Origin of the sequence: Pedobacter indicus (genome assembly GCF_003449035.1) — a bacterium.
Taxonomy (GTDB): Bacteria; Bacteroidota; Bacteroidia; order Sphingobacteriales; family Sphingobacteriaceae; genus Albibacterium; species Albibacterium indicum.
In genome coordinates this window covers 516,552-531,065 of sequence record NZ_QRGB01000001.1, presented here as the reverse complement: position 1 = coordinate 531,065, position 14,514 = coordinate 516,552, and the positions used below count along the sequence as shown (strand labels likewise).

Sequence of the window (14,514 nt, the reverse complement as noted above, 5' to 3'; positions counted from 1 at the left end):
TATTAAAAGTCAACACAGAGAAAAATGAATATTTTGATCCTTGGTTCCGGAGGTAGGGAATCTGCTTTTGCTTGGAAAATAGCACAAAGCAATCAGATAGAACAATTGTATATAGCGCCCGGTAATGGCGGTACCGATAAATATGGGACAAATATTGACTTGGAAGTTAATGACTTTAAGGGTATTGCGGATTTTGCATTAGCAAACGCTATTGATATCATTGTTGTTGGCCCAGAGGAGCCTTTGGTAAATGGTATTCACGATTATTTTCTGGAAAGAAGTGATTTGAGTGGGGTTGCGATCATTGGCCCACAAAAAGAGGGTGCTCTGTTGGAAGGCAGCAAGGATTTCTCGAAAAAATTCATGAATAAATACAACATCCCGACTGCTTCGTCACAGACTTTTACGGCTGATTCTATTAATGAAGGATTGTCCTATCTTGAAGGACATAGCCTGCCTATTGTCCTGAAAGCAGATGGCCTAGCAGCAGGTAAAGGCGTATTGATTTGTCAAAGTCACGAAGAGGCCAAGGCCGAACTAAAGTCCATGCTATTGGATTCTAAATTCGGAAAGGCGAGCAGTATGGTTGTGGTAGAGCAGTTTCTGGAGGGTATTGAGCTTTCAGTTTTTGTTCTGACCGATGGCATATCATATAAGATTTTACCAAGTGCAAAAGATTATAAGAGGATTGGGGAAAATGACGAAGGTTTGAATACAGGTGGTATGGGGTCTGTTTCACCGGTTCCATTCGCCAGTAATGAATTCTTAAAAAAAGTTGAAGAGCGAATCATTATTCCTACTATTGAAGGGTTAAAAAATGAAGGAATTCCCTATAAAGGGTTTATATTTCTAGGCTTAATGAATGTGGAAGATAATCCCTATTTGATAGAATATAATGTGAGAATGGGCGACCCAGAGACGGAAAGTGTATTTCCGCGTATTGAAAGTGATCTGGTAGATTTGTTGGTTGGGGTAGCAGAGCAAAACCTTGGTGATAAAGAGCTAGTCTTGTCGCCTAAAACCGCCGCAACTGTGATGCTGGTGTCTGGAGGCTATCCGGGTAAGTATGAGAAAGGAAAGGTTATAAGCGGACTTGAAAATATTAAAGAATCAATTTTATTTCATGCTGGTACTGCTGCAAAAGGGAGTGAAGTCGTGACTGCCGGTGGACGTGTGATCGCAGTTACAGCGTTGAAAGATACGCTTTTTGACGCACTTCAACAGGCAACCGCAGATTCGGGTCGTATCTTTTTCAATGGTCGTTATTTTAGGACTGATATAGGTTTCGATTTGACGAAATATATCTAAAATGAATATCCGTAATGTCTAAAAAGCTTTTTTTGTTAGATGGGATGGCGCTGATTTACCGCGCTCATTTTGCGTTAAGTAAAAATCCACGATTTACCGCTACTGGCCTTAATACTTCAGCGATCATGGGCTTTGCCAACACTTTGTTAGAGGTACTGAAAAAAGAGCGGCCTACTCATATTGCTGCGGTGTTTGATACCGCGGCACCTACGTTACGTCATTTAGAGTTTGAAAATTATAAGGCGCAACGTGAGGCGATGCCGGAAGATTTATCTGCAGCAATTCCTTATATCCATCGATTACTTGACGGCTTTAATATCCCTGTTATCACCTTAGATGGTTATGAAGCTGATGATATTATAGGCACGTTGGCTAAAAAAGCTGAAAGTAAGGGGTTTACAACATATTGTATGACGCCCGATAAAGATTTTGCTCAGCTGGTTTCCGAGAATATCTTTTTATACAAACCAGCGCGAATGGGTAATGGTGCTGAGGTTCATGGTGTCCCGGAGGTACTGGATAAATGGGAAATTGAACGGGTCGACCAAGTGATTGATATTTTAGGGTTATGGGGAGATGCTGTCGACAATATTCCCGGAATTCCGGGAATTGGTGAGAAGACGGCAAAAAAGCTGATTAAAGAGTACGGCAGTATTGAAAATATTATTGCTAATAGTCATCAATTAAAGGGTAAGCAACGCGAAAATGTTGAGAATTTTGCTGAACAAGGATTGCTTTCTAAAAAATTAGCTACTATACTCCTGGATGTGCCTGTTGATTTGGATGATTGCAAGTTGGAACTGGAGGATCCTGATCCGGAAATCTTAGAACCACTGTTCGCTGAACTTGAGTTCCGAACATTGGGAAAACGGGTTTTCGGAGAAGATTTCAATGTTAACGATTCGAAACCAGTTCAAGGGCAGCAATTTGATATGTTTAATCAACCTGGAGATATACCCGAAGACATCAACAGTCATACGTTGGTTGTAGCTTCGGGCAAAAATATATCGAATACAGAACATGATTATCGGGTGCTCACCAATCCGGCGGAGATTGATGATCTCATTCTTTTGCTAAATAATGAAGATGCAATTTGCTTTGATACGGAAACAACGGGGATCGATGCGAATTGCTGTGACATTATTGGACTTTCATTCTCAATTGCACCTGGAAAAGCTTGGTATATTCCTCTTTCGATAGAACGCGACGAATGCATGCCTGTATTAAACAAATTTAAAGAGGTTCTGGAAAATGCAAGGATTACTAAGATTGGGCAGAATATAAAATATGATGTACTCGTTTTATCTTGGTATGGTATTCACGTGCGTGGTCCATTATTTGACACGATGCTAGCGCATTATCTGATTGACGCTGACTCAAGGCATAACATGGATATTTTAGCGGAAAACTATTTAGGCTATTCGACAATACCTATTACGAACCTCATAGGCCCGAAAGGGAAAAAGCAAGGTAATATGAAGGATGTAGCGGTGGATGTTGTCGGTGAATATGCTTGTGAAGATGCTGATATCACCTTACAATTGAAAGAGGCTCTGGAGCCTTTATTGGATTCGCATACACTAGCTTTGGCAAAAGACGTCGAATTTCCTTTAGTATATGTACTGGCTGGAATGGAAAAAGAAGGGGTGCAACTAGATGTTGAGGTACTTGCTGAGATTTCCAAAGCTATTACAGAGGAGATACTGGAACTGGAACAAAAAATATATTCCAAGGCAGGTGTAGAATTTAATATCGCATCGCCTAAGCAGCTCGGAGAGGTGTTGTTTGTTAAGCTGGCATTAGATCCGAAAGCAAAAAAAACGAAGACGGGTCAATATCAGACAAATGAGGATGTGCTTATGCGTTTAGCATCTAAAAGCGACATCGTGCAGGATATTTTGAATTTCAGGCAGTTGCAAAAGCTGAAATCGACTTATGTCGATGCCCTCCCTCAACTTATCAATACGCGGTCTGGCAGGGTGCATACATCATTCAACCAAGCGGTTGCTGCGACAGGAAGGCTTAGTTCAACCAATCCGAACCTGCAGAATATTCCAGTTAAAACAGAAAGAGGAAGAGAGGTTCGTCGCGCATTTGTTCCGAGGTATGAAAATCATGTTATTTTAGCAGCAGACTATTCTCAAATTGAATTACGCTTGGTGGCTGAGATTAGCGGCGACGAAAACATGAAGGACGCATTTATTAAGGGACTGGATATCCATACAGCAACTGCTGCCAAGGTCTATGGAGTAGACCTTGATGCGGTTACTTCGGATATGCGAAGAAATGCTAAAGCGGTCAACTTTGGTATTATCTACGGACAGTCGGCTTTCGGTCTTTCTCAAAACTTAGGAATCCCACGTCGGGAAGCAGCGGATATTATCGAGCAATATTTTATACAATATCCGGGGATTAAAAACTACATGAATGAAACGATAGCTTTTGCTAAAGAGAATGGTTATGTGGAGACTTTATTAAAAAGACGCAGATATTTGCGTGACATCAATTCTCAAAATGCTACGGTACGTGGTTTTGCAGAGCGAAATGGGATTAATGCACCGATTCAGGGCTCTGCTGCGGATATGATAAAGATAGCGATGATTCAGATTTATCGTGATATTGAAGAAAAGCAGTTAAGAGGACGAATGACAATGCAGGTTCATGACGAATTGGTTTTTGATGTTCCCAAGGAAGAGGTTGATATCTTTAAGGAGCTCGTTGAAGACCGGATGAAGAATGCTATCAAGACAGAAGTGCCGATTGTTGTTGAGGTTGGTATAGGGACAAACTGGTTAGAGGCTCATTAAATAATCATATGTTACTTTCAGCTTTCCAAAATAGATATATTGAAGCGGGCTGTGATGAAGCAGGGCGAGGATGTTTGGCAGGGCCTGTATTTGCAGCCGCTGTCGTTTTCCCACCCGACTTCAAACACATCGGGTTGAACGACTCCAAAAAGTTGACGAAAATACAACGCTATGCTTTTCGCGAAGTAATTCAGCGCGAGGCAATTTCTTATGCGGTGGCTTGTGTCGAGCCAGAAGAGATTGATCAAATCAACATCCTTAATGCGTCTTTTCTGGCGATGCATAAGGCCTTAGATTTACTTAAAGTTTCTGCAGAATTCTTGATCATCGATGGAAACCGGTTTAGACCTTATAAATCTGTTCCATACGAGTGTATTGTACAAGGAGATGGTAAATACCTATCAATCGCGGCGGCCTCTGTTTTAGCAAAAACGTATCGCGATGATTATATGGCTGAACTTGCAATTCAATACCCTCAATATGGTTGGGAGAGAAATAAAGGTTATGCGACACTCGCTCATCGGAAAGCGGTTTCCGAACATGGTCTTAGCCCCTATCATCGGCGAAGTTTTCGAACAAACAGAGTGCAGCTGGAAATGTTCGACTAGAACAAAATTTTGATTACTTTTGCTGAATATAGTCACATTGAAATATGAAGAATACCGCATTAACTGATGTTCACATTTCGCTCGGTGCTAAAATGGTGCCTTTTGCTGGTTATAACATGCCCGTTCAATACACAGGGATTAACGCCGAACATGAAGCCGTTCGTAAATCGGTCGGTGTGTTTGACGTAAGCCATATGGGTGAGTTTATCTTGAAGGGGGATGGTGCCCTTGACCTGATTCAAAAAGTAACTTCGAACGATGCATCAAAGCTATATGACGGGAAGATACAGTACACCTATTTTCCCAACGAACAGGGGGGTATCGTGGATGATCTGCTGGTGTATCGGATCGACGCCAAAACCTATATGCTTGTTGTTAATGCATCGAATATCGAAAAGGATTGGGAGTGGATTAATAAATACAATACGCAAGACGTGGAGATCATCAACATCTCTGACAAAACATCACTCTTAGCGGTACAGGGGCCAAAAGCAGTTCGTGTTTTACAAAAACTTACTGATATCGATTTGTCATCAATGGACTATTACACGTTTGAAAAAGGGGTATTTGCGGGTAAGGATAATGTGCTGATTTCATGTACAGGTTATACGGGTGCGGGCGGATTTGAAATCTATTTTGAAAACTCGTATGCCGAAGATATTTGGAATGCCATTTTTGAAGCCGGCAAAGAGTTCGATATTAAGCCGGCTGGTTTAGGCGCACGGGATACCCTGCGTTTAGAGATGGGCTTTTGTCTATACGGTAATGACATAGACGATTCAACCTCTCCGCTAGAGGCTGGGTTGGGATGGGTTACTAAATTCACCAAAGATTTCATCAATGCTGAAAACCTCAAAAAAGAGAAGGAACAAGGCGTTGATAATAAACTGGTTGGTTTCGAGGTGCTTGATCGGGGTATTGCAAGACGCGGTTACGAAATACACGATGAACAAGGAAACCTGATTGGCAGAGTCACTTCCGGAACTCAGTCTCCCTCACTAAATAAATCGATCGGATTAGGGTATGTAAAGAAAGAGTTTTCTAAGGAGGGTACGAATATTTTTATCAGTGTCCGCAACAAAGCGCTCAAGGCCGTAACGGTGAAGCCACCTTTTATTAAATAACCTTAATCATCGCATATTGAATAAGATTCAGACAAGAACTGTAAGCGTTTGCTTGTCGCCAGCCTTGCTACCGTCCTATAATCTTGAGGAAAGCATTGTGGTAGTCATCGATATTTTTCGTGCATCTTCTTCTATTTGTTATGGGATACATAATGGTGCGGATGCTATTATACCCGTGTTAACTGTAGACGATTGTAAAAAATATAGCTCGAGCGATTTTTTACTTGCAGCCGAACGTAACGGAGCTATTGTTGAGGGTTTCGCTTTCGGCAATTCACCATTCTCTTATACTGAAGAAAAGGTTCGGGGTAGAACAATTGTTCTGACTACGACCAACGGTACGAGATCCATCCAGCTTTCGAAAACGAAACAAGCTAAAAAAGTGTTGATAGGCTCTTTTTTAAACATCAGTGCTCTAAGCCATTGGTTGATGGATCAGCAGCATTCAGTGGTACTTTTATGTGCGGGATGGAAAGAGAACTTTTCATTGGAGGATACGCTCTTTGCAGGCGCTGTTGTAGAAAAACTAAAAGAAAGTTTTATCGTGAATGATGATGCAGCCCATGCGGCTTATGACTTGTATACCTTAGCAAAAGGGGATATTGCAGAGTATTTAAAAAAGTCGTCTCACAGCGAACGTTTAGAGAAATTGAATATTGAAGCTGATATTGAATTCTGTTTGCAATTAGATGTGGTGGATTCGATACCAGTGTTAGAAAATGACAGGCTGGTCAAGTTAGGATAACAGGATTTATTTTTTAAGCTTCTTGTTACCCTTGTGGCGTTCCTTGTCGCGTTTGGTTTTTTTCTTTATGTTTTTAGCGAATGCCTGAGTGAGGTCAACGTTCGTTTGGTTTGCCAAGCATATCAGAACAAATAGTGCGTCGGCAAGCTCATCTGCCAAGTCAATTTCTTCTTCTGATTTTTTGAACGACTGATCGCCATAGCGTCTAGCCATAATGCGAGCTATTTCCCCCACTTCTTCCATCAGAATGGCTGTGTTGGTAAGTTCACTGAAATATCGGACCCCAGTGGTTTTGATCCACTGATCTACAATCTCTTGTGCTTCTTCTAGTTTCATTAATAGTTATCTTTATTGTTTGTGTCCATTACTATTGTGACCGGTCCGTCGTTGAGTAGATCTATTTTCATATCAGCACCAAAGATACCTGTAGCTACCTTTTTCCCTAAGTTTGTTTCTATCTCAATAAGCATCTTTTCGTATAATGGAATAGCAATATCGGGCTTTGCTGCGCGGATAAAAGATGGTCTATTCCCCTTTTTGGTTGCAGCCAGTAAGGTAAACTGTGATATAAGGAGAATGTTCCCATCGATATCTAATAATGATCGATTCATTAACCCTTGCTCATCATTAAATATTCGCAGATTGATTATTTTTTTTGCTAACCATTGAATATCAGCCAAGCTGTCTTCGTTCTCGATCCCCAATAGCACGAGGAGCCCTTGCTCGATCTTACCGGTAATTTTGCCGTCTACTGTACAGCTTGCTTTGGATACACGCTGAATCACTGCTCTCATATATATTCACTTAATTTAATTACGTGTTTCGTTCCCGTGATAAATGCTCAGGTAGCTTTGATAGCGCGATGGTGCAATTTCTTCGCTCTCAACTGCCCTAAGTACTGCGCAACCCGGTTCGTTAATATGCTTACAATTATGATATTTACATTGATTTAAGAGTGCACGGAATTCTGGGAAAAAGTGTCCCAATTCGTGAGGCTCAATATCAACGATACCAAATTCTTGTATTCCCGGGGTGTCGATTATAAAACCACCATCTGGCAATGCGAGCATTTCAGCAAACGTCGTCGTATGTTTTCCTTTCTCAGACCATGATGAAATATCGCCGGTTCTTAAGTCTGCCGATGGTATCAATTGGTTGATGAGTGTTGATTTACCAACGCCGGAATGGCCTGCAATGAGGGTAGTCTTGTCATGAAGTTCGGCGCGGAGCTTATCGATATTTAATCCTTCTAATGCTGAAATACGAAAGCATTCATATCCAATTTCTTTATAAATATCTTCGAACTGTTTTAATACTTCGAGCCCTTCGTCACTGAAAAGATCTAGTTTATTGAAAACAATTGCAGCTGGAATATCATAGGCCTCGGCGGTTACCAAAAAGCGATCAATGAATCCTAAGGAGGTCATCGGACTTGCTAAAGTTACAACGAGCAGAGCTTTATCTAAATTAGATGCTATGATTTGAACCGATTTCGAAAGATTAATTGATTTACGGATAATATAATTCCGTCTGGGATGTAAACCGGTGATGATGCCAGTTTCTTGATCTTCTTCCAACGAAATATCTACTTGGTCGCCTACCGCGATTGGGTTCGTTGATACGATCCCTTTAATCCGAAATTTTCCTTTGATGCGACAGGAATAGATATCGCCATTGGGAACCAATACTTGATACCAACTTCCTGTGGATTTGATCACGAGTCCCTTCATCTAAATATCCTCTTCATTAGGCGTCATTTTGTGAACTATTCAAATCTAAGCATAAAGTGAATGTTTTAGAAAGTTTTTTTAACTTGCACCATGGATAATTTTGATTTGAGCTTTCTCAGTATCCGCTTTTTGGATATCATTGACGTGCTGTTAGTCGCCATTATTATCTATTATATATATAACCTGATCCGCGGTACAATTGCTGTTAATATCTTAGTTGGTTTAGTAATTATCTACCTGGTTTTTATTATCGTTCAACAATCTCATATGAGATTGTTAACGGAAATTTTCGGGGGTTTTATAAGTGTAGGGTCGATTGCGTTAATTGTCGTCTTCCAACAGGAGATCCGGCGCTTTTTACTCCACATTGGAAAAAACATCTCTCTGCGCAGAAATCGTTTTTTTATGTCGCTCTTTTTGAATAAGAAAGACGTAGAAAAAGATAACACGGCACGTTTAAAACCAATAGTAGATGCTTGCAGAAGTATGCAAAAATCACGAACCGGTGCGTTGCTTGTTTTCTCAAAATATTTTGACGAAGAATATTATCAGAATAGTGGTGAATACATTGATGCCCAAGTGTCGAAGCGTTTGTTAGAAAGTATCTTTCAAAAGCACAGTCCTTTACATGATGGCGCGGTTGTCATTGTCGATTTTAAGATAAAAACAGCAAGCTGTATTTTGCCTCTTTCGGATAGCGAGGACCTTCCATTACAGTTTGGGTTGCGGCATCGTGCTGCAATCGGTGTTACGGAGTTAAGTGATGCCGTCGCTGTTGTCGTGAGTGAAGAAACCGGAGAAATCTCTTACGCGAAGCAAGGAAACGTTAATATGAACATTGGCCATGAAGACCTTGAGAGGCTCCTTAACGAGGATCTTTAAAAAATGGATTTATTAGCTCAAGATTCACGAACTAATAAACCCACTTGTATTAACTTAATAAATAACGAACGTTAGCAATATTCGTCAAATGCGGCAACAAGATTGTCGGCAATCATCTGTGCTGGTCTCCCTTCGATATGATGTCTTTCAATCATGTGCACTAATTTTCCATCCTTGAACAACGCCATAGAGGGCGATGACGGAGGGTAAGGAGCCATATATGATCGGGCTTTATCTACCGCATCTTTTTCAACACCAGCGAAAACTGTAACAATTTTCGAAGGTTTTTTGTCGTTTTGTATCGCCGCTTTAGCCGCTGGTCGTGCATTTGCCGCCGCACAACCACATACTGAATTTACAACAACGAATACTGTTCCGTCTTGGTTAATTGCAGTATCAACCTCTTCGGGAGTTCTTAAATCTTCAAAACCGACATCAGTCAGTTCTTGGCGCATTGGCGCTACCAAATAATCTGGGTACATATTACGTGTCCTTTCTGTGTTTAACTTTTTACAAATATACATGAACGCAATTGCGCTCCAAAATGCTTCTTTCAGATGAATGTAATAATTGTGCTTTTTAGTAAAGAGTTTGATAATCAGGGCGAATTCAGTACTTTTGTTTGGAATAAATTAAATTAAGAAATATGTCTGTAAAAACTGAATATATCCCATTTAAAGTCAAAGATTTATCACTCGCAGATTGGGGAAGAAAAGAGATCGAGTTAGCCGAAGCCGAGATGCCTGGCCTTATGGCTCTTAGGGAGGAATATGGGCAAGCTAAGCCTTTGAAAGGGGCGCGGATAGCAGGTTGTTTGCATATGACAATACAAACTGCGGTTTTAATTGAAACGTTGACAGCCTTAGGGGCGGAAGTAACCTGGTCTTCCTGTAATATTTTTTCGACGCAAGATCATGCTGCTGCAGCGATAGCCGCTACGGGTGTATCGGTTTATGCGTGGAAAGGCATGAGTGCTGAAGAGTTTGATTGGTGTATTGAGCAGACCTTGTTTTTCGGTGAAGATCGTCAGCCTTTGAATATGATTTTGGATGACGGTGGCGATTTGACGAACATGGTTCTTGATCAATATCCTGAGTTGGTAGAAGGGATCAAAGGGCTTTCAGAAGAAACAACAACGGGTGTGCACCGTTTATATGAAAGAATGAAAAACGGCACATTGCCTATCCCTGCAATTAATGTGAACGATTCGGTTACGAAATCGAAGTTCGATAACAAATATGGATGTCGTGAATCCTTAGTCGATGCAATTCGACGAGCAACAGATTTGATGTTAGCCGGAAAAGTAGCTGCAGTGGCTGGGTATGGAGATGTTGGTAAGGGGTCAGCAGAGTCGTTACGGAGCGCTGGAGTGCGAGTAATCGTATCAGAGATTGATCCGATTTGTGCGTTACAAGCTGCTATGGAGGGCTTTGAAGTAAAGAAGTTCAGCAACGCAGTAAAAGAAGCTGATATCGTTGTAACATGCACGGGCAATAAAGATATTGTACGAGCAGAGCACTTTCTTAGCATGAAAGATAAAACCGTGGTATGTAATATTGGTCACTTTGATAACGAAATTGACGTTGCTTGGCTGAATCAGAATCATGGCGATTCAAAAGTTGAGATTAAACCACAGGTAGACAAATATACGATCGATGGTAAGGACATTATCTTGTTAGCGGAAGGTCGCTTGGTTAATCTGGGATGTGCAACCGGGCATCCATCGTTTGTAATGAGTAATTCGTTTACAAACCAGACGCTGGCGCAGATTGAGTTGTGGCGAAATACAAACCAATATGAAAACCAAGTATATACGCTACCCAAACATCTCGACGAGAAAGTTGCAGAATTGCATTTGGCAAAAATTGGAGTCGAGCTCGATGTACTCACGCCAGAACAGGCAGAATACATAGGGGTTACGGTAGAAGGTCCATTTAAATCCGATCATTACCGGTATTAAAAAAATGACAAAACTCTCTGTTAACATCAATAAAATCGCCACTTTACGAAATTCACGTGGCGGGGACAATCCGAATGTTCTCAAGGCTGCATTGGCATGTGAAAGGTTTGGTGCGCAAGGAATTACGGTACACCCAAGACCCGATGAGAGACATATTACCTATAACGATGTTTATGTATTAAAAGAACATATAAGTACTGAGTTTAATATTGAAGGTAATTGCCGGGAGAAGAAGTTTATTGATCTTGTTCTTGCTAATAAACCAGCGCAAGTGACGTTGGTGCCTGATGCTTTGGGACAAATTACTTCGAATCACGGCTGGGATACAATAAAAAATGTGGGCTATTTGAAGGAGATGGTGGCTTTATTTAAAGAGGCTGAGATACGGGTTTCTATTTTTGTAGACCCAGATCCGAAAATGGTGGAGGCGGCGAAAGAGACCGGTACCGATAGGGTTGAGCTTTATACAGAAAGCTATGCAGTCGAATACAAAAAAGGTCAGCCTCAAGAAGCGCTTCACCCATATTTAGAAGCTGCCCTGGTTGCAAAGGAGTGTGGAATAGAATTGAATGCGGGTCATGATCTTGATTTGGAAAACCTTTCTTTTTTTGCCGAAAATATTCCAGGTCTACTGGAAGTTAGTATTGGTCATGCACTTATTTCGGATGCTTTATATTTGGGCTTAGAAGAAACAATCAGGCGCTATCGTCAGGCACTTACTTTTAGATAGAACATTTAAAGTTACTAAGAAATTTTAACAAAAAAACCAGCTCCGAGAAGCTGGTTTTTTTGTTTTTTGTAACAATTGCTTTAAAATCTTTCAAGCTGTGAAAAGAAGAAATTTCCTTCTATATCAGCATTTTCATCTGAATCTGACCCATGAACTGCGTTTGCTTCAATAGAATCAGCATATTTTCTACGGATTGTCCCTTCTGCCGCTTCTTGTGGATTGGTTGACCCAATAAGTTTTCTGAAGTCTTCAACAGCATTTTCTTTTTCTAAGATCGCCGCAATGATTGGACCTGAACTCATGAATGATACCAGATCTTTATAAAAAGGTCTCTCTTTGTGTATGGCGTAGAACGCACCAGCATTTTCTTCAGTTAACTGAGTGTATTTCAATGCTATTATCTTAAATCCAGCATTTGTAATGTCATTTAAAATTGCTCCGATATGCCCGTTGCTAACAGCGTCAGGCTTGATCATTGTAAAAGTTCTGTTTGTTGCCATTTTTAATTCTTTTTTGCAAAAGTACAGTTTTATTCGGAAAGGTTCGATTCTGTAGTGATTTCTTAGTTTGAAGCACTTTATTAGCTAGATAAATACACTTAAAATGAAAATAGGTTTATAGATAAATTTTTATAGATTTGCTTTCTTGAAACTGGCGCATGTTATTGTTAAGTGATCTAAAAGAAAAATTAGCTGAACGGCAGAGAATAGTCATAACAACACACTTTAAACCAGATGGCGACGCTATGGGTTCATCTTTGGGCTTGTATCACTGGTTAAAGGGAAATGGTCACGAAGTGGATATCATCGTGCCATCTGATTATCCTTCTTTTTTATTCTGGATGCCCGGACAAGATCAAGTTATTGTATATCCGGCTGATAAACAACGTGCAGATCAGTTGATTGAAAGAGCTGATATTATATTTTGTCTTGATTTCAACAATCTTTCGCGGATACATGAAATGGAGCCTGCAATACGCAATGCGGAAGCCGTTAAGGTAATGATCGATCATCACCTGTCTCCGGAAGGGTTCGATGATTTTAGGCATTGGGATAATCACGCTGCAGCTACAGCGCAGTTGGTGTATGATTTTATCGTGAATCAATTTGATGACCGAGCGAAGGTAACGCCGGAAATCGCCACGTCATTATATACCGGCATTATGACTGACACCGGATCCTTTCGATTTCAGTCGACTACGGCAGAGGTTCATCTTATCGTGGCTGACCTTATTTCTCTGGGCGCTGAAAACTGGAAAATCCATGAACATATATTCAATAGTTCTACTGAGAACCGTCTAAAGTTTTTAGGCTTTTGTTTGCTTAATCGTCTGGAAGTAATTCCTGAATATAATACGGCACTTTTTGCTGTTAGTTCAGAGGACTTAAAAACATTTAACGTAACAACAGGAGACACAGAAGGTTTAGTCAATTATGCATTGTCTGTAAGCGGTATCCGTCTGGCTGCGTTAATTATCGATCGGACAGAGCGTGTAAAACTTTCTTTACGATCTATTGGGGAGATACCTTGTAATGAAATATGCGCCACTTATTTTGGTGGTGGAGGGCATAAGAACGCGGCTGGAGGGCAATCTACTGCACCAATTGCTGAGGTTGTAGACTCTTTTAAATCAATTTTACCGAAGTATAAAAATCTTTTAATTTAAAAATCGAAACACAAAAAATGAAAAAATCAATTGTTCTCTTAGGCTTTGCTGTGCTGGGTCTAACTGCATGTCAACAATTCCAAGAAGGAGAAGGCGGGATGCAATATAAAATTATTAAAGATAATGGTGAGCCTAAAATTCAGGAAGGCGACTTTATATCAGTAGGAGCTATTATCAAAACTGAAGGCGATTCATTATTGATGAGCACCTATGAAACGGGTCAGCCGACTTATATGGCTGCTCAGAAGCCGATGTATGAAGGAGATATTATGTCAGCCCTTTTTAAATTGGGAAGTGGAGATAGTGCTGTTTTCAAATTCAATATTGATAGCATGGTAGCTAGGGGTATTCCTAAACCAGAAGGAATCGAAGGCTCTCATTTGGTTTATACTTTCAAGGTGAATCATGTTATTCCAAAAGGGGATTTGTCTGACAGTGTTTTTCATGCGCAGGTAGAAGAGTATATTACTGCGGAACAAGAAAAAATTAAGAATGCTGAAGCTGGTATAATTGAAAATTTCATCAAGAAAGAGAATCTAACAACTCAGACTACAGCTTCTGGCCTTCAGTACGTTATCGAGGAAGAGGGAAATGGCGCTGTTGCAAAAATCGGCGACACAGTAACGGTGAATTATACAGGACGTTTCTTAACGGGAGAGAGAAAAGTATTTGATACTTCCGTTGAGTCTGTAGCCAAAGAAGCTGGTGGCAATGTATATAACGAACAACGTCCATATGAACCAATCTCGATTCCGGTTGGATTGGGTGCAGTAATTCCAGGTTGGGATGAAGGCCTGCAATTATTGCCTGAAGGATCGAAGGCTCGGTTGATCGTTCCTTCAAAACTTGCATATGGGGAGCAAGGAGCCATGGGGGCAATCGCGCCGTATACTCCTTTAGAGTTTGAAGTTGAAATTGTCAAAGTTACTCCACAAAAAGAAGAGTAAATAAAAT

The 14,514-nt window shown here is 40.6% G+C and carries 15 protein-coding genes; 10 read left to right on the top strand and 5 right to left on the bottom strand.

Annotation, left to right across the window (positions count from 1 at the left end; all coding sequences use genetic code 11):
• The first annotated feature begins 24 nt into the window (after window positions 1-24).
• The 5 genes from purD to D3P12_RS02490 are packed head-to-tail and all read left to right on the top strand — an operon-like array spanning window position 25 to window position 6,592.
• Entirely contained in the window at window positions 25-1,308 is a 1,284-nt protein-coding gene (purD, locus tag D3P12_RS02510; protein WP_118193510.1) for a phosphoribosylamine--glycine ligase, read from the top strand.
• 14 nt (window positions 1,309-1,322) lie between these two features.
• Entirely contained in the window at window positions 1,323-4,115 is a 2,793-nt protein-coding gene (gene polA / locus D3P12_RS02505) for a DNA polymerase I (protein ID WP_118193509.1), read from the top strand.
• Window positions 4,116-4,123: 8 nt separating this feature from the next.
• Window positions 4,124-4,723, top strand: a complete 600-nt coding sequence (locus tag D3P12_RS02500; RefSeq protein ID WP_118193508.1) for a ribonuclease HII — start codon at window positions 4,124-4,126, stop codon at window positions 4,721-4,723.
• Window positions 4,724-4,767: 44 nt separating this feature from the next.
• Window positions 4,768-5,847 carry a glycine cleavage system aminomethyltransferase GcvT gene (gcvT, locus tag D3P12_RS02495; protein ID WP_118193507.1) on the top strand — a complete coding sequence of 360 codons (1,080 nt, stop codon included), beginning with the start codon at window positions 4,768-4,770 and terminating at the stop codon, window positions 5,845-5,847.
• 16 nt (window positions 5,848-5,863) lie between these two features.
• On the top strand, window positions 5,864-6,592 hold the full coding sequence (locus D3P12_RS02490) for a 2-phosphosulfolactate phosphatase (protein WP_317124649.1): 729 nt from the start codon (window positions 5,864-5,866) through the stop codon (window positions 6,590-6,592).
• 6 nt (window positions 6,593-6,598) lie between these two features.
• On the opposite strand, the gene D3P12_RS02485 is transcribed toward D3P12_RS02490, so the two are convergent.
• From D3P12_RS02485 to rsgA, 3 genes are read right to left on the bottom strand one after another with little or no spacing between them, the layout of a single operon-like run.
• Complete coding sequence (locus D3P12_RS02485; protein ID WP_118193506.1) at window positions 6,599-6,928, bottom strand: nucleotide pyrophosphohydrolase; 330 nt, start codon at window positions 6,926-6,928, stop codon at window positions 6,599-6,601.
• Complete coding sequence (dtd, locus tag D3P12_RS02480; RefSeq protein ID WP_118193505.1) at window positions 6,928-7,386, bottom strand: D-aminoacyl-tRNA deacylase; 459 nt, start codon at window positions 7,384-7,386, stop codon at window positions 6,928-6,930. The genes D3P12_RS02485 and dtd overlap by 1 nt, the downstream gene beginning before the upstream one ends.
• A gap of 15 nt (window positions 7,387-7,401) precedes the next feature.
• Complete coding sequence (rsgA, locus tag D3P12_RS02475; protein WP_118193504.1) at window positions 7,402-8,322, bottom strand: ribosome small subunit-dependent GTPase A; 921 nt, start codon at window positions 8,320-8,322, stop codon at window positions 7,402-7,404.
• A gap of 90 nt (window positions 8,323-8,412) precedes the next feature.
• Here rsgA and cdaA point away from each other — a divergent pair, with 90 nt between their 5' ends.
• Window positions 8,413-9,204 (top strand): diadenylate cyclase CdaA, encoded by a 792-nt coding sequence (cdaA, locus tag D3P12_RS02470; RefSeq protein WP_118193503.1) that lies wholly within the window; start codon window positions 8,413-8,415, stop codon window positions 9,202-9,204.
• A 71-nt stretch (window positions 9,205-9,275) separates the two neighbouring features.
• Here cdaA and D3P12_RS02465 read toward each other — a convergent pair whose 3' ends face one another.
• Complete coding sequence (locus D3P12_RS02465; protein WP_118193502.1) at window positions 9,276-9,686, bottom strand: BrxA/BrxB family bacilliredoxin; 411 nt, start codon at window positions 9,684-9,686, stop codon at window positions 9,276-9,278.
• A gap of 164 nt (window positions 9,687-9,850) precedes the next feature.
• Between D3P12_RS02465 and ahcY the strand changes: the two genes are divergently transcribed.
• Together ahcY and D3P12_RS02455 are read left to right on the top strand one after the other, a co-directional pair.
• The gene (gene ahcY, locus D3P12_RS02460; RefSeq protein WP_118193501.1) at window positions 9,851-11,164 is read left to right on the top strand and encodes an adenosylhomocysteinase; all 1,314 of its coding nucleotides are present in this window, start codon (window positions 9,851-9,853) and stop codon (window positions 11,162-11,164) included.
• Window positions 11,165-11,168: 4 nt separating this feature from the next.
• Window positions 11,169-11,894: a pyridoxine 5'-phosphate synthase gene (locus tag D3P12_RS02455; protein ID WP_118193500.1), complete on the top strand. Its 726-nt coding sequence runs from the start codon at window positions 11,169-11,171 to the stop codon at window positions 11,892-11,894.
• Window positions 11,895-11,974: 80 nt separating this feature from the next.
• Here the strand turns inward: D3P12_RS02455 and D3P12_RS02450 are convergent, their stop codons facing one another.
• Window positions 11,975-12,394, bottom strand: coding sequence for a nucleoside-diphosphate kinase (locus tag D3P12_RS02450; protein WP_118193499.1), 420 nt, complete (start codon window positions 12,392-12,394; stop codon window positions 11,975-11,977).
• Window positions 12,395-12,552: 158 nt separating this feature from the next.
• Here D3P12_RS02450 and D3P12_RS02445 point away from each other — a divergent pair, with 158 nt between their 5' ends.
• A complete protein-coding gene (locus D3P12_RS02445) occupies window positions 12,553-13,560 on the top strand; it encodes a DHH family phosphoesterase (protein WP_118193498.1) in 1,008 nt (335 codons plus the stop codon).
• A gap of 17 nt (window positions 13,561-13,577) precedes the next feature.
• Window positions 13,578-14,507: an FKBP-type peptidyl-prolyl cis-trans isomerase gene (locus D3P12_RS02440; RefSeq protein ID WP_118193497.1), complete on the top strand. Its 930-nt coding sequence runs from the start codon at window positions 13,578-13,580 to the stop codon at window positions 14,505-14,507.
• Window positions 14,508-14,514 lie beyond the last annotated feature (7 nt).